This is a genomic window from Mycolicibacter hiberniae (assembly GCF_010729485.1).
Taxonomy (GTDB): Bacteria; Actinomycetota; Actinomycetes; order Mycobacteriales; family Mycobacteriaceae; genus Mycobacterium; species Mycobacterium hiberniae.
In genome coordinates this window covers 1076066-1091449 of record NZ_AP022609.1, presented here as the reverse complement: position 1 = coordinate 1091449, position 15384 = coordinate 1076066, and the positions used below count along the sequence as shown (strand labels likewise).

Sequence of the window (15384 nt, the reverse complement as noted above, 5' to 3'; positions counted from 1 at the left end):
GAGGACCCCCACCGGCGTGGCACGCCGATACTCTCGTCACCGATGAGCCACCCGTCCGCGACCTCTGCAACCCGCTTCCCCACCCTCACCGAGCAGCTCTACCAGCTGGCCAGCGGCGAGGCCACCTCGGTGGACCTGGTGCGCCGGTCGCTGCACGCCATCGACGCCAGTCAGTCCACCCTGAACGCCTTCCGGGTGGTCTTCACCGAGTCGGCACTGGTCAGCGCCGCCGAAGCCGACCGGCGCCGAGCGGCCGGGCACCGCGCGCCGCTGCTGGGCGTCCCGATCGCAGTCAAAGACGACACCGACATCGCGGGCGTGGCGACCTCGTTCGGCGCCTCCGGATACGTCGAACCGGCCGGCCACGACTCCGAGGTGGTACGCCGGCTGCGGGCCGCCGGCGCGGTGATCGTCGGCAAGACCAACACCTGCGAATTGGGCCAGTGGCCGTTCACCAGCGGCCCCGGTTTCGGCCACACCCGCAATCCCTGGTCGCGCCGGCACACCCCCGGCGGATCCTCGGGTGGCAGTGCCGCCGCGGTGGCCGCCGGTCTGGTGACCGCGGCCATCGGATCCGACGGCGCCGGCAGTGTGCGTATTCCTGCGGCCTGGACGCATCTGGTCGGCATCAAGCCACAGCGCGGCCGCATCTCGACATGGCCGCTGCCGGAGGCCTTCAACGGGCTCACCGTCAACGGGGTGCTGGCCCGCACCGTCGAAGACGCTGCGCTGGTGCTCGACGCGGTCTCCGGCAACGCTGACGGCGACCTGCACAAACCGCCACCGATGACGGTCTCGGACTACGTGCGGACCGCACCGGGGCAGCTGCGTATCGCGCTGTCGACCCGCTTCCCCTACACGGGGTTCGGGGCCCGGCTGCACCCGGAGATCCGGGCCGCCCTGGAGCGCACGGCCGAACAACTGCGGTTGCTCGGGCACACCGTGATCCCGGGAAACCCCGATTACGGGCTGCGGCTGTCATGGAATTTCCTGTCCCGATCCACCGCCGGCGTACTGACCGCGGCGAACGCCCTGGGCAACGGGGTCAACCTCGACCCGCGGACGTTGGCCAACATGCGCACCGGCCGGCTGTTGTCGCAGGCCGTGCTGCGCAAGGCCCGCGCCCACGAGGCCAAGGATCACCGGCGGGTGGGCTCGATCTTCCGCATCGTCGACGTGGTGCTGGCGCCCACCACCGCTCAGCCGCCGCCGCTGGTCAACACCTTCGACGACCTCAACAGCTGGGAGACCGACCGCGCGATGATCGCAGCCTGCCCGGTGACCTGGCCGTGGAACCTCTTGGGCTGGCCGTCGATCAATGTCCCCGCCGGGTTCACCTCCGACGGACTCCCGATCGGGGTGCAGTTGATGGGGCCGGCCAACAGCGACGGCCTGTTGGTGTCGCTGGCGGCCGAATTGGAAGGCGTCAGCGGGTGGGCGGCGCGCCAGCCCACGCCGTGGTGGCGCACCGAGCCCGGTCAAGGCTCGTGATCCGCGCCTACCGGCCCCAGCTGCGACTTCAGCGCGCCGCACGCAGTTCGGTTAAGCTAGGCCAGTCTTCGAGTTAAGTCTTCAAATCCCCGTAAAGATGCACTGGTGAAAGGCGTCCGTAAAATGGCCTCTCTGTCGTTGACCAGGATCTCTGTCGCAGCCGGCAGTCTGGCTTTGGCGTTCTGCGCCGGGTCCGGAATCGCGTCCGCCAGCCCCGACCTCGGCCCGATCCTCAACACCACCTGCACCTATTCGCAGGTGCACGCGGCGCTGGTCGCGGAGAACCCCGCCGCGGCAGCGGAGTTCGATGCCAACCCCAACGGGCAGGGCATGCTGCAGATGTTCCTGAACGCTCCGCCCGCCAAGCGCCAGCAGCTGGCCAACATGGTTCAGGGTATGCCCGAGGCACAGCAGTACGTGGGCACGATCGTCCAGGTCGCCAACAGCTGCAACAACTACTGAGCCTGCTCAAGCGGTGGGTCCGCGCAGTAAGGTTCTGATCACCGCCGGCGAGCTCATCGCGCTCCTGCGTGCCGGTGAACCGGTGACCGTCCTCGACGTCCGCTGGAGCCTGGAGGCACCCGACGGGCATCCGGCGTATCTGGGCGGCCACCTGCCGGGCGCGGTCTACGTCTCGCTCGAGGACGAGCTGTCCGACCGCACCGTGTCCGACCGGGGCCGGCACCCGCTGCCGACCGGCCGTGATCTGGAAGCCGCCGCCCGCCGGTGGGGGGTGCGGCGCCACGTCCCGGTGGTGGTCTACGACGACTGGAACCGGGCCGGTTCGGGGCGATTGTGGTGGTTGCTGACCACCTCGGGGGTAGCCGACGTGCGCATCCTCGACGGCGGGCTGGCGGCATGGACGAAGGCCGGTGGCGAGTTGCACACCGGCGAGGTCTGCCCCGAGCCGGGCAACGTCACCCTGCTGCCGGAGGATCTGTATGAGGGCCTGCGGCCCACGCTGACCGCCGACGAGGCCGGCGACGGTGCCCGGACCGGTTCGCTGGCGCTGCTCGACGCCCGCGCCCCCGAACGCTTTCGCGCCGAGGTGGAGCCCGTCGACGCCGCCGCCGGTCACATCCCCGGCGCGAAAAACCTGCCGTTCACCGCGCTGCTGACCGCCGACGGAACCCTGCTCCCCGACGAGGAGATCATCGGACTGCTGGCCGAGCGCGGCATCGGCGACGACGCCACGGTGGGGACCTACTGCGGTTCGGGGATCAGTGCCACGGTGGTCGTCGCGGCATTGGCCACCGTCGGCCGCTCGGCAGCGATGTTCCCGGGATCGTGGTCACAGTGGAGCTCGGATGCGTCCCGGCCGGTGGCCCGCGGCGAGCACTGAGGCCGCCTCAGCCGAGGTGGAAATCCGCCGGATCGGGGCTGGCGAACATCTTCTTCAGCGTCGCGCGGTCAAACGGCCACAGATCGATCGCGCCGCTGCCGGTCAGGTACCAGGAGTTGCACCCGGTGTTCCACACCGTCGGGACCATCGCGGCCGCGACGGCGTCGTTGAACCGGGTGGTGGCCTGCTCGGTGACCTCCACCGTGGTCAGCTCACCGGTCCGGAACTTGGTCAACCACTGCGCGATGTAGCCGGCGGTGAGCTCCGAGGTGTACTGCAGTGAGATCGACCCGGTGGGCGAATTGGGCCCCAACACCGTGAACAGGTTGGGGAAACCGGGGATGGCGGTCATCCGGTAGGCGCGCGGGCCCTTGGCCCAGGCATCGTCGATGCTGATCCGGTCGCGGCCGCACAGACCCATCGGTCGCATGTAGTTGTGGGCGTGAAAGCCGGTCGCCAGCACGATGACGTCGGTGTCGCGGCGGGTACCGTCAGCGGTGCGGATGCCGGTCGGGTTGACTTCGGTGATGGTCTCGGTGACCACGTCGACATTGCCGGCCCGGATGGCCCGGTAGTAGCTTCCCGACACCACCTGGCGTTTGCACAGCGGCTCGTAGTCCGGACGAAGCTTGGCCCGCAGCGCCTTGTCGCGCACCTGAATCCGCAGGCACGCCCGGGCGTAGGCCTGCACGGCCCGGCGGCGCCACGTCGGGCGGGTGGTGACATCGGTCAGCAGCCCGGAGCCGCCGAACGTCAGCAGCCGGTGCAGCGCCCGGTGCAACGCCGGGAACCGCCGCAGCACCGCGGCGACGCCGGGCAGCTGCCGCAGCGACGTGGGCGCCCACAGAATCCACTGCGCCGACCGCACGTAGTGGTCGATCGACGCGGCCCGCGGCGCCAGCGCGGAGACCACCTGCACTCCGGTGGATCCGGTGCCGATCACCGCGATCCGCTTGCCTTCGGTGTCCAGGTCGTCGTCCCAGCGGGCGGTGTGGACCACCGGTCCGGCGAAATCGGCGAGTCCGGGGATCTCCGGGACAAACGGGTGGTGCAGGACGCCGGTCGCACAGATCAGGAAATCGGCGTCCAGCTCCTCCCCGGCGGCAGTGGTGACGATCCAGTGCCGACGCTCGTCCCAGCGCGCCTCGCTCACCTCGGTGTCCAGCCGGATCAGCGGCGCCAGCCCCAGCCGGTCGACGACGTCGCGGTGGTAGCGCTGGATGGCCGCGCCGGTCGCCCAGGCGTGCTGCCAGTCGGGTTTGGGGGCGAACCCGAACTGGTAGATCTGCGACGGCACGTCGCATCGCAGGCCCGGATAGCGGTTCCAGTACCAGACCCCGCCGACGTCGGAGCCCTTCTCGAGCACGGTGACGTCGGTGAAGCCCTGTTCACGCAGGACGTGCGCGGTGGTGATCCCGGCGATGCCCGCCCCGACGACCAGGACGCGGGGCTCGCGCTCGGTCACGTGGCGGCTCCCCCGGCACCGCTAGTCGCGCAGCGCTGCCACCGCGTCGACCAACAACTGCCGCGCCCGGTCGGCGTCGACCATCGCCGGGGCCTGGCCGCGGACCGCCTGCGGGTTGGCCGTGACCTGCACCAGTGCCTTGCCCAGGTAGGCGGTGAAGGTGTAGGACTCGCGGGACTGCTGGCCGTCCTTGCCGGTGATCTCGATCTCGGAGTGCGATCCCACCGTCTTGGCGTTCTCGATCTCCGGGGCGTCGACCTCGTCGAGGTAGCCGGTGAGCTTGCCGGCGTTGAACGAGACGTGGCTGCACTTCTCGGCGTCGGTGTCGTCGTAGGGCAGGTCCTGGTCGGACTGCATGGCGATCGCGACCAGCTGGTTGCCGTCGCCGACGATCGACACCATCGACATCTTGCCCTGGATGCCCTTGGGCGGCCGGCCGGTGTTGGCGGCGTAGTCGGCGCAGTCGGCGGGGTCGAACGTCACGCCGGGAGGCATCTTCTGCGGGCCGAGAATCTTGGGGTCGATGTCGTTAGGACCCTTGGTCTGGGTCTTGAAGTCGGAGCCGAACGTCGACTGGACGTTGAACAGCTTGGTGGTATCGATCGGCTTCTGCGCGCCCCCGCAGCCGGCCAGTGCTTGCGCACACACCAGCAGGCCGACCGAGGACACGAGCAACGACTTGCGTACGGACATCCCTGGAATCTACCAATGCCGTTTCGGCGGGCGCGGGCGGTGGCATCCCCGGCCCGTCCGCCTAAAAACCGAGCCGTCCGAGCTGCTTGGGGTCGCGTTGCCAGTTCTTGGCCACCTTTACCCGCAGATCGAGAAATACCTTGGTGCCCAACAACTTCTCGATCTGCGTACGCGCGGCGGTGCCCACCTCGCGCAGCCGGGATCCACCCCGGCCGATCACGATGCCCTTCTGGCTGTTGCGTTCGACGTAGAGAACCGCATAGACCTCGATCAGGTCCTCGCGATCCTCCCGCGAGCGCACTTCCTCGATCACCACCGCCAGCGAATGCGGTAGTTCGTCGCGCACGCCCTCCAGGGCCGCCTCCCGGATGAACTCCGCCATCAGGGTCTCTTCGGGCTCGTCGGTCAGCTCGCCGTCCGGATAGAAGGCCGGACCGACGGGCAGCGCGGCTGCCAGCACGGAAATGAGCACGTCAACCTGCTCGCCGCTGACCGCCGACACCGGGACGATCTCGGCTTCGGGCGCCAGCTCGCCGACCGCGACCAGTTGTGCGGCGACCTTGTCGCGACTGGTTTTGTCGATCTTGGTGACCACCACCACCAGGGTGGTCTTGGGTGCGACGGCGCGGATCTGCTCGACGATCCAGCGGTCGCCGGGGCCGATCGGTTCGTCGGCCGGGATGCACAGGCAGATCACGTCGACCTGCGAGTAGGTGTCGCGGACCAGGTCGTTGAGCCGTTTGCCCAGCAGGGTCCGCGGCCGGTGCAGGCCGGGCGTGTCGACCAGGATGATCTGGAAGTCGTCGCGGTGCACGATGCCGCGAATGGTGTGCCGGGTGGTCTGCGGGCGGTTCGAGGTGATCGCCACCTTCGCGCCCACCAGGGCGTTGGTGAGCGTCGACTTGCCCGTGTTGGGCCGGCCGACCAGACACACGAAGCCCGAATGGAACCCGGAATCAGACTCGGTCACGAGCCGCCTTTCGCCGAACGTGTTCTCAGCACGAGAATTCGGGTGCATTGTCGCACTGAGTACACGTTCGGTGCGCACACGGCGGGCCGGTCACCGCTCAACTGCGGCCTCTTCACCGGCAGGCTGGACCTGACTGACCAGAACCGTGCTGATCCGCACCCGCCCGCGGGAGTCGCGACTGCCCTCGGCCCGCAGGCGCAGACCGTGCGAGATCACCTCGGCGCCGGGCAGCGGAACCCGCCCCAGCTCCAGGGCGAGCAGCCCGCCGACCGTGTCGACGTCGAGGCCGGGATCGAACTGGACGCCGTAGAGCTCCCCGACGTCTTCGATGGGCAACCGCGCCGAAACCCGGAACCTGTTGTCGCCCAACTCCTCCACCGGGGCGACTTCACCCTGGTCGTACTCGTCGGCGATCTCGCCGACGATCTCCTCCAAGACGTCCTCGATGGTGACCAGTCCGGCGATCGCGCCGTATTCGTCGACCAGCAGCGCCATGTGATAGCGGCTGCGCTGCATGTCTTCCAGCAGCGCATTGAGCGGCTTGGAGTCGGGCATGAAGACCGCCGGGCGCATCACCTGCGCCACCGTGGTGTCGCGCCCCCCGTTGGTGGAGTAATAGGTTTGTTGGACAAGGTCTTTCAGGTAGACCACACCGAGAATGTCGTCGACGTTCTCGCCGATCACCGGAATGCGGGAATGTCCGCTGCGCACCGCCAGCGCGGTGGCCTGACCAGCGGTTTTGTCGTGCTCGATCCACACCATCTCGGTGCGCGGCACCATCACCTCGCGGGCCGGCGTGTCGGCGAGTTCGAAGACCGACTGGATCATCCGCCGCTCGTCGGCCGCCACCACCCCGCGCTGCTGTGCCATGTCGACCACTTCGCGCAGCTCGATCTCAGAGGCGAACGGCCCATTGCGGAACCCGCGCCCGGGCGTCAGGGCGTTGCCGAGCACCACCAGCAGGCGGCTGATGGGGGCGAGCAACACCGACAGGACCTGCAGGGGAAGCGCGGCGGCCAGCGCGATCGAGTAGGCGTTCTGGCGGCCCAGGGTCCGCGGGCCCACCCCGATGACCACGAAGCTCACCACCACCATGATCGCCGCGGCGGCGAACAGTCCCCAGTCCAGTCCGAGCACGGCGCTGAGCAGGAACACCAAAAGCGCGGTGGCGGTGACCTCGCAGGTGATGCGCAACAACACCACGAGGTTGATGTAGCGCGGGCGCTCGGCCATCAGCTTGACCAGCCAGACGGCACCGGGCCGCTTCGCGCGCACCAGCTCCTCGACGCGCGCCTGGGAAACGGTGCTGACCGCGGCATCGATCGCCGCGAACAGACTCCCCAGGCCGATCAGCGCGATCACGCCGAAAAGCAGCGGTGTCTCGGTCACGGTTCGTCGAAGTACCGCGTCTTGTCGAGCAGGCGACGGTCCTTCTCGCTCTGGGTCTCGGCCCGATAGGCCTCCACCTGGTCGGCGACCCACTCTTCGAGCAGGCGGCGCTGCAGCGCGAACATCTCTTTTTCCTCGTCCGGCTCGGCGTGGTCGTAGCCCAGCAGATGCAGCACGCCGTGCACGGTGAGCAGGGCCAGTTCCTGGCCGAGCGAATGTCCGGTCGCCGCGGCCTGCTCGGCGGCGAACTCCGGGCACAGCGCGATGTCACCGAGCATCGACGGGCCGGGCTCGGGCGCATCCGGCCGGCCGCCGGGCTCCAGCTCGTCCATCGGGAAGCTCATGACGTCGGTGGGCCCGGGCAGGTCCATCCAGCGCATGTGCAGGTCGGCCATCGCGGCTTTGTCCAGCAGCACCATCGACAGTTCGGCACCGGGATTGACGTCCATCTTGGCCAGCACGAACTTGGCGACGCTGATCAACTCGACCTCGGAGACGTCCAGGCCGGACTCGTTGGAGACCTCGATGCTCATCGGCGTGACCTACCCGGTGCGCGCCGCTGCGCGCGGTTCATGGCCAGCCCCGGCTGGACCTGTTCGGATTCGTGGCGTGCGTAGGCGTCGACGATCTCCGACACCAGCCGGTGGCGCACTACGTCGACACTGGTGAGCTCGGCGACGTAGATGTCGTCGACGTCGTCGAGGATGTCCACCGCGGCCCGCAGCCCGGATCTCGCCCCGCCCGGCAGATCGATCTGGGTGATGTCGCCGGTGACGACGATCTTGGCCCCGAAACCCAGCCGGGTGAGGAACATCTTCATCTGTTCGGCGGTGGTGTTCTGCGCCTCGTCGAGGATGATGAACGCGTCGTTGAGGGTCCGGCCGCGCATGTAGGCCAGCGGCGCCACCTCGATGACACCCGAACTCATCAGCTTGGGTATGAGTTCGGGATCCATCATGTCGTGCAACGCGTCATAGAGCGGGCGCAGATACGGGTCGATCTTCTCGCTCAAGGTGCCCGGCAGGAATCCGAGCCGCTCGCCGGCTTCGACCGCCGGACGGGTCAGGATGATGCGGGTCACCTGCTTGCTCTGCAGCGCACTGACGGCCTTCGCCATCGCCAGGTAGGTCTTGCCGGTGCCGGCCGGGCCGATCCCGAAGACGATGGTGTGGGCGTCGATGGCGTCGACGTAGCGCTTCTGGTTGAGCGTCTTGGGCCGGATGGTCTTGCCGCGCCGCGACAGGATGTCGAGCGTGAGCACTTCGGCGGGCGACTCGTTGCCGGTGCCCACCAGCATGCCGACACTGTGCCGCACCGCTTCCGGGTTCAGGGCCTGGCCGCCGGCCACGATCGCCACCAGCTCCGAGAGCACCCGCTCCGCCAGGGCGACATCGGCCGGGGCTCCGGAGATGGTGACGGCGTTGCCGCGCACGTGCAGGTCGGCGGTCAGCAGTCGTTCGATGGCGCGCAGGTTCTCATCTGCAGAACCCAGCAGGCCCACGACCAGGTCGGATGGAATTTCGACGCTGCTGCGAACCTGCGAGGCCGGCCCGGCAGCGGGGGTATCGCGGGGCGTCACGGGTTGTCCGATGCCTGCTTTCTTGGTTTTCGCGGGTAGCCGCGGGTCACACGGCTGTTGCGATTCTACCGTCGGGCATCGCCGGCTCCCAGCGCTTCACCCCGCCAGGCGCGTTTCGCCGGCGGGCCGCGCGCCGCGGCGTGCCCGGCCGGGTCGGCAAGCGGCCCGGCTGGCGCTAGCCGGTCTCCCAGCGTGGGGTCAGCACCCCCAGCGCCCCCAGCGCGACGGCCGCCGCGGTCGAGGTGCGCAGCACGGTCGGCCCGAGCCGGGCGGCGACGGCGCCGGCGCCGGTCAGCGCCGCCAGCTCCGGCTCGGTGATTCCGCCCTCGGGTCCGACCACCAGGGCCAGTGCCGCGGCCTGGGACACCTCGGGCAGCCCGGCTCCGGCGGCGTCGTGCAACACCAGGACGGTGGTGCCGGCGGCCACCTGTTCGCCGACCCACGACACCAGCTCACCGGTGGTGAGTACGCCCTGGACCGGCGGGACGTGGGCGCGGCGGGATTGCCCGGCCGCCGCCCGGGCCACCGCCTGCCAGCGCCGCACCCCCTTGTCGGCGCGCGGGCCGTCCCAGCGGGCCACGCACCGCTGTGCCTGCCACGCCAGGAAGGCGTCGGCGCCGGCCTCAGTGGCCAGTTCGATCGCCAGTTCGGAGCGTTCGGACTTGGGCAGCGCCTGCACCACAGTGACCGGCGGCGCCGGCGGCGCGACCTGCCGGCGGTCGAGCACTCGAGCCCGCAACCCGCCGCGGTCGGCCTCCTCGACCTGGCAGTGCGCCAGCGCACCGGCGCCGTCGCCCAGTGTCAGCGCTTCCCCGGGCCGGATCCGGCGTACCGACGCGGCGTGAAAGCCGGCGTCGCCGTCGAGCGCCGCCAACGCCCCCACCTCGGGCAGCGCGTCGACATAGAACAGGCCGGCCACTCCGGGCTCAGCGGCCGGTGAAGGTTTCGCGCAGTCGGCTGAACAGCCCGCCGCTCTGCGGCGCGTGCGCCGAGCGGACTTCGGCGGTATCGCGGTCGCGGTGCTCTTTGAACTGGCGCAGCAGTTCGGTGTCGTGGTTGTCGAGGCGTTCGGGAACCACCACCTCGATGTGGGCGTGCAGGTCGCCGCGCACCCCGGTCCGGACCTGCGGCATACCGTGGCCGCGCAGCACGATGGTGGCGCCCGGCTGGGTGCCGGCCGGGATGGTGATTTCGGTGGCACCGTCGAGGATCGCCTCGACGGTGACCGTGGTGCCCAGCGCCGCATCGACCATCGGCACCCTGATGTGGCAGTGCAGATCGTCGCCGTCGCGGGTGAAGATGTCGTGGGGCTGCTCGTGCACCTCGACATAGAGGTCGCCGGCGGGGCCCCCGCCCGGACCGACCTCCCCTTGGGCGGCCAGCCGGACGCGCATCCCGTCGCCGACTCCGGCGGGGATCTTCACGCTGATCTCGCGGCGGGCCCGCACCCGGCCGTCGCCGCCGCACTGGTGGCACGGGTCGGGGATCACCTCGCCGACGCCGCGGCAGGTGGGGCACGGCCGCGAGGTCATGACCTGACCCAGCAGGGAGCGCTGCACGCTCTGCACCTCGCCGCGACCGTGGCAGGTGTCGCACGTCACCGGGCGCGAATCCCCGTTGGTGCCGCGGCCTTTGCAGCGGTCACACAGCACCGCGGTGTCGACGGTGACGCTCTTGGTCACCCCCGTCGCGCACTCGGTGAGATCCAGGCGCATGCGCAGCAACGAGTCCGAGCCCGGCCGGACCCGGCCGGTCGGGCCGCGGGAGGCCGCTCCCCCGCCGAAGAACGCCTCGAAGACGTCCCCGAGGCCGCCGAACCCACCGCCGAAGCCGCCGCCGAAACCGTTGCCGGCGCCGCTCTCCAGGGGGTCACCGCCGAGGTCGACGATGCGGCGCTTCTCCGGGTCGGACAGCACCTCGTAGGCCGCGGTGATCTCCTTGAACTTGGCCTGCGCCTCCTCGTCGGGGTTGACGTCGGGGTGGTAGGTGCGCGCCAGCTTGCGATAGGCGCGCTTGAGTTCGGTGTCACTGGCGTCCCTGTCGACGCCCAGCAATCCGTAATAGTCGCGTGCCACGCCTGACCCTTCCCAACGTCTGACAGCCGGAGGCTAGCGAGCCCCGAGCACTTCACCGATGTACTTAGCAACTGCCGCAACACTGGCGATGGTTCCCGGATAGTCCATCCGGGTGGGCCCCAGGACCCCCATACCGCCGTACACGGTGCCCTGTGACCCGTAAACGGTGGACACCACCGAGGCGCCGGCCATCTCCTGCGCTTCGGTCTCGTGTCCGATGCGTACCGTGACCTTACCGGCCTCCTGCTGCGCAGCCAGCAGCCGCAACACCACGACCTGCTCCTCGAGCACCTCCAGCACCGACCGCAGCGAGCTGCCGAAGTCGGCGGCACTGCGGGTCAGGTTGGCCGTACCGCCCAGCAGCAGCCGCTCCTCGCGGTGCTCGACCAGCGATTCCAGCAGCACCGTCGCCGAGCGCCCGACCGCGTTGGCCAGGCCGGGGGCCAGCCCGCTGCGGCCGTCCAGATGGCCGGCGAGGTCGGCGACCGCCGTGGACGCCGCCGAGATCCGCTTGCCCTCCAACGCCGCGCCGAGCATTTCCCGCAGCTGGCTGAGCTGGTGGTCGTCGATGGGGTCACCGAGTTCGACGATGCGCTGATCGACCCGGCCGGAGTCGGTGATGACCACCAGCAGCAGCCGCGCAGGGGTCAGCGCGACCACCTCCAGGTGCCGCACCGTCGACACCGACAGCGTGGGGTACTGCACGACGGCCACCTGACGGGTCAGCTGCGCCAGGGTGCGGACGGCGCGCCGCAGCACGTCGTCGAGGTCGACACCGGAGTCCAGGAACGACAGGATGGCCCGGCGTTCGGCCGACGACAGCGGTTTGACGTCGTCGAGACGGTCGACGAACTCCCGGTAGCCCTTCTCGGTGGGAATGCGTCCCGAGCTGGTGTGCGGTTGGGCGATGTAGCCTTCGGCTTCCAGCACCGCCATGTCGTTGCGCACCGTGGCCGGGGACACTCCCAGGTTGTGTCTTTCGACCAAGGCTTTCGAGCCGATCGGCTCCTTGGTGGCGACGAAGTCGGCGACGATGGCACGCAGTACCTCGAAGCGGCGCTCATCGGCCACGCCCATGGGTGCTCACCTCCAACCTTGAACGGTTACGGCCACCCTCGATTTTACGGTGAAGCCGCCGACAGCCGGTGCTCGATGCCGTCGACGACGCCGCGGCCGCGGTCCGGCACCGGGCGGGCCACGTGAACGAACTCTACGACGTCGGCCGCGGCCGCAGGTGAACAGGGAAAACACCGCGGCACGGCCGCTGGACCGGCTACCGCGCGGGTGGGGTAGCGACACCGCGCGAATCAGCCATGGTTAGCTCTGCTATTGCGCGCGTCACAACGACACGACGAATCCCGGGCTGACCAGGCCGGTGGGGGTTCTCGAGATGGAGGGTCTGCCAGAGCCATGTCCGATTTCCCGTATGCGGACCGCTTCACCGTCAACCGCACGCTGCCCGAGCAGGGCCGGCCGCGCGAGGAAGTGCTCGCGGAGTTGCGTGAGATGGCGCAGGCCGAGGACCCCACCTGGGAAACCGGCAAGGTGTCGGGAACGATGTATTGCGGCGACCATGAGCACTACGGCTTCCTGGACGAGGCATTCGGCCTGTTCGCCCACGTGAACGTGCTGCAGCGCGACATCTGCCCGTCGGCCACCAAGTTCGAGGGCGAGGTCATCGCGATGGCGCTCGATCTGATGCACGCCGACGCGGTCACCGACGGGGATCCGGCCGGGATGGTCACCACCGGCGGGACCGGCAGCATCATCCACGCGCTGCTGGCCTACCGCGAGCACGCCGCCAAGCACCGCGGCGTCACCCGGCCGAACTTCATCAAGCCCGAGACGGGCCACCCCGCCTTCGACAAGGGCTGCCACCTGTTCGGCATCGAACTGCGCAAGGCGCCCATCGACCCGCAGACCGCCCAGGCCGACATCGACTGGGTGGCGAACAACATCGACGAGAACACCATCGCGATCATGGGTTCGGCCTGCAACTACGGCTACGGAACCGTCGACCCGATCCCGGAACTGGGGCAGCTGGCGGCCGAGCGCGGCGTGGGCCTGCACGTCGACGCCTGCCTGGGCGGTTTCGTGCTGCCGTTCGCCAACGAGTTGGGCTACGACGTACCGCTTTTCGACTTCCGGGTTCCCGGTGTCACCAGCATCTCGGCGGACAACCACAAGTACGGCTACGCCCTGAAGGGCGCCTCGACCCTGCTGTTCCGCGACAAGTCCTACCGCAACGCGCAGTACTTCTTTCTGCCGGACTGGACCGGCGGAAAGTACATGTCGCCGGGTATCGAGGGTTCCCGCTCGGGCGGGCTGATCGCCGCCGCGTGGGCGTCCATGGTGCAGCTGGGCCGCGAGGGGTACCTCCGCTACGCCAAGGCGATCCTGGAGACCGCGTCGGCGATGCAGGACGCGGTGCGCAGCCATCCGGAACTGACGATCATCGGTTCGCCCACATTCTGCTTCAGCTTCCGCTCCGAGGAGTTCGACATCTACCACGTCGCGGACGCCATGAAGCCCAAGGGCTGGCGGTTCAACGGCCAGCAGTACCCCAACGCCATCCACATGGCCGTCACCCGCCCCCAGACCCAGCCCGGCGTGGTCGCGGCGTTCGCCGCCGACCTCGCGGAAGCCGTCGAATACGCCAAGGCACAGACCGCTGCCGGGCAGACGCCGGTCAGTGCGGCCGTCTACGGCGGAGTGCCCGGTGGGATGACCGCTGAGGCAGCGCAATTCATCGAGGGCTTCATGGAGCACATCCTCGACACCCAGCAGTCGTTGCCGCCCCTGTGACCGGTGGACAGGCCCGCGGTGCCCAGGAGTAGCGCCGTATGAACCGTGCTGAGCGTGTCGTGCTCGCCGTCGATCTCGGTACCGGCGGCCCCAAAGTGGGTTTCGTCTCGCTGGACGGCACCGTGCTGTGGTCGGACCATGTCGCGGTCGCGACCGAGTACGGCCCGAGCGGAGCAGCCACCCAGGATGCCGGTCTGTGGTGGGAGATCATCTGTGACGCCACCCGGCGTGGCCTTGCCGAAGGAGGCGTAAGCGGCGAGCGGGTCACCGGGGTGTCGATCACCGGGCAGTGGGCCAGCACCGTGCCCGTCGATGCCCAAGGGCGCCCGGTGGGGCCCTGCGTGATGTGGATGGACAGTCGCGGCGAGCCCTACAGCCGCAAGGCGTTCGGCGGCTGGCTGGCCGGTTACCGGCCACGTGTGGTGCTCAGCTGGCTGCGCCGCAACGGCGGGGTGCCGTCCCCTAACGGCGATGACCCGGTCGGGCACATGCTGCACCTGCAGCACGGCGACCCGGCGGTGTTCGCCAAAGCCCGCTGGCTGCTTGAGCCGGTGGACTACCTGAGCATGTGCTTCACCGGGCGGGCAGTCGCATCACCGGCGTCGATGACAGGCAGCTGGCTCACCGACAACCGAAATCCGGCAGTGCTGGACTACGACGACGTCCTGGTGCGGCTGGCCGGTGTCGACCGCGCGAAGCTGCCACCGCTGCTGCCCACTGGATCGATCATCGGCCCGGTGGCACCGGAGGTCGCCGCCGAGCTCGGCATTTCGCCTGCGGCGAAGGTGGTCACCGGCAGCACGGACATGCACAGCGCCGCCGTGGGATCCGGTGCGGTTCAGCCGGGCGAGTTGCACCTGACCATCTCCACCACCTCGTGGATCAGTTGCCCGATGCCGTCGAAGAAGACCGATGTGTTTCATCAACTGGCCACGGTTCCGGGCCTCGACCCGTCCTCCTACCTCTTGGTCGACATGCAGGACACCGCCGGGCGCGCATTGGAGTGGTTGCGCGACAACGTCTTCGACGGCCTGGACTACGACGGGATGACGGAGCTGGCGGCCGGCGCTCCGGTCGGCTCGAACGGGGTGATCTTCACCCCGTGGCTCAAGGGCGAACGCTCCCCCGTCGACGACCGTCGGGCCCGTGGCGGTTTCCACAACCTTTCGCTGGCCACCACCCGTGCCGATCTGGTGCGCGCGGTGCTCGAAGGGGTGGCCTACAACAGTCGGTGGCTGCTGCAGTACCTGAATCGGTTCGCACCCAACTCCGGGCCGATCCGGATCATCGGCGGAGGGGCGCGGTCGGACCTGTGGTGCCAGATCATGGCCGACGTGACGGGCCGCACCTACGAACGAGTCGCTGACCCGTTGAACGCCCAGCTCCGCGGCGCAGCGTTGTTCGCCGGGATCGGGTTGGGCGAACTGCATCGCGACGAGCTACGCCACCTGACTCCGCTCGACGGCGTGTTCGAACCCGAGGCCGGCAATCGCGAGGTCTACGACCGGATTTTCGCGGAGTTCCCCAAGCTCTACAAGGCGCAGAAGGGCATGTTCGGCCGCCTCAACTGATCCA

14 protein-coding genes are annotated in these 15384 nt (G+C 69.3%); 5 read left to right on the top strand and 9 right to left on the bottom strand.

All coding sequences use genetic code 11. The annotated features are described in order from the left end of the window. Positions 1-42 precede the first annotated feature (42 nt). The 3 genes from G6N14_RS05075 to G6N14_RS05065 all read left to right on the top strand — a co-directional run bounded on the left by G6N14_RS05075 (position 43) and on the right by G6N14_RS05065 (position 2833). Positions 43-1491 (top strand): amidase, encoded by a 1449-nt coding sequence (locus G6N14_RS05075; protein WP_085134819.1) that lies wholly within the window; start codon positions 43-45, stop codon positions 1489-1491. Between the two features lie 123 nt (positions 1492-1614). Continuing rightward, positions 1615-1953 (top strand): hemophore-related protein, encoded by a 339-nt coding sequence (locus G6N14_RS05070; RefSeq protein ID WP_085134818.1) that lies wholly within the window; start codon positions 1615-1617, stop codon positions 1951-1953. Positions 1954-1966: 13 nt separating this feature from the next. Beyond that, positions 1967-2833, top strand: coding sequence for a sulfurtransferase (locus G6N14_RS05065; RefSeq protein WP_085134817.1), 867 nt, complete (start codon positions 1967-1969; stop codon positions 2831-2833). 7 nt (positions 2834-2840) lie between these two features. On the opposite strand, the gene G6N14_RS05060 is transcribed toward G6N14_RS05065, so the two are convergent. The 9 genes from G6N14_RS05060 to hrcA form a co-directional block, all read right to left on the bottom strand. Then, complete coding sequence (locus tag G6N14_RS05060) at positions 2841-4298, bottom strand: flavin-containing monooxygenase (protein ID WP_085134816.1); 1458 nt, start codon at positions 4296-4298, stop codon at positions 2841-2843. Between the two features lie 21 nt (positions 4299-4319). Continuing rightward, positions 4320-4991 carry a DUF5642 family protein gene (locus tag G6N14_RS05055; protein WP_085134815.1) on the bottom strand — a complete coding sequence of 224 codons (672 nt, stop codon included), beginning with the start codon at positions 4989-4991 and terminating at the stop codon, positions 4320-4322. Between the two features lie 61 nt (positions 4992-5052). Continuing rightward, complete coding sequence (gene era / locus G6N14_RS05050) at positions 5053-5961, bottom strand: GTPase Era (protein WP_085134814.1); 909 nt, start codon at positions 5959-5961, stop codon at positions 5053-5055. A gap of 90 nt (positions 5962-6051) precedes the next feature. Beyond that, a complete protein-coding gene (locus tag G6N14_RS05045; protein ID WP_085134813.1) occupies positions 6052-7350 on the bottom strand; it encodes a hemolysin family protein in 1299 nt (432 codons plus the stop codon). Further along, positions 7347-7883 (bottom strand): rRNA maturation RNase YbeY, encoded by a 537-nt coding sequence (gene ybeY, locus G6N14_RS05040; RefSeq protein ID WP_085134812.1) that lies wholly within the window; start codon positions 7881-7883, stop codon positions 7347-7349. Before ybeY ends, G6N14_RS05045 begins: the two co-directional genes overlap by 4 nt. Then, on the bottom strand, positions 7880-8929 hold the full coding sequence (locus G6N14_RS05035; RefSeq protein WP_085134811.1) for a PhoH family protein: 1050 nt from the start codon (positions 8927-8929) through the stop codon (positions 7880-7882). Before G6N14_RS05035 ends, ybeY begins: the two co-directional genes overlap by 4 nt. Before the next feature lie 175 nt (positions 8930-9104). Then, positions 9105-9848, bottom strand: coding sequence for a 16S rRNA (uracil(1498)-N(3))-methyltransferase (locus tag G6N14_RS05030; protein WP_085134810.1), 744 nt, complete (start codon positions 9846-9848; stop codon positions 9105-9107). A gap of 7 nt (positions 9849-9855) precedes the next feature. After that, a complete protein-coding gene (dnaJ, locus tag G6N14_RS05025) occupies positions 9856-11004 on the bottom strand; it encodes a molecular chaperone DnaJ (protein WP_085134809.1) in 1149 nt (382 codons plus the stop codon). Positions 11005-11037: 33 nt separating this feature from the next. Further along, positions 11038-12081 (bottom strand): heat-inducible transcriptional repressor HrcA, encoded by a 1044-nt coding sequence (gene hrcA / locus G6N14_RS05020; RefSeq protein WP_085134808.1) that lies wholly within the window; start codon positions 12079-12081, stop codon positions 11038-11040. A gap of 333 nt (positions 12082-12414) precedes the next feature. On the opposite strand from hrcA, the gene G6N14_RS05015 reads away from it, so the two are divergent. Continuing rightward, positions 12415-13809, top strand: a complete 1395-nt coding sequence (locus tag G6N14_RS05015; RefSeq protein WP_085134807.1) for a pyridoxal phosphate-dependent decarboxylase family protein — start codon at positions 12415-12417, stop codon at positions 13807-13809. 38 nt (positions 13810-13847) lie between these two features. Beyond that, on the top strand, positions 13848-15380 hold the full coding sequence (locus G6N14_RS05010) for a xylulokinase (protein ID WP_085134806.1): 1533 nt from the start codon (positions 13848-13850) through the stop codon (positions 15378-15380). The last annotated feature ends 4 nt before the right edge of the window (positions 15381-15384 follow it).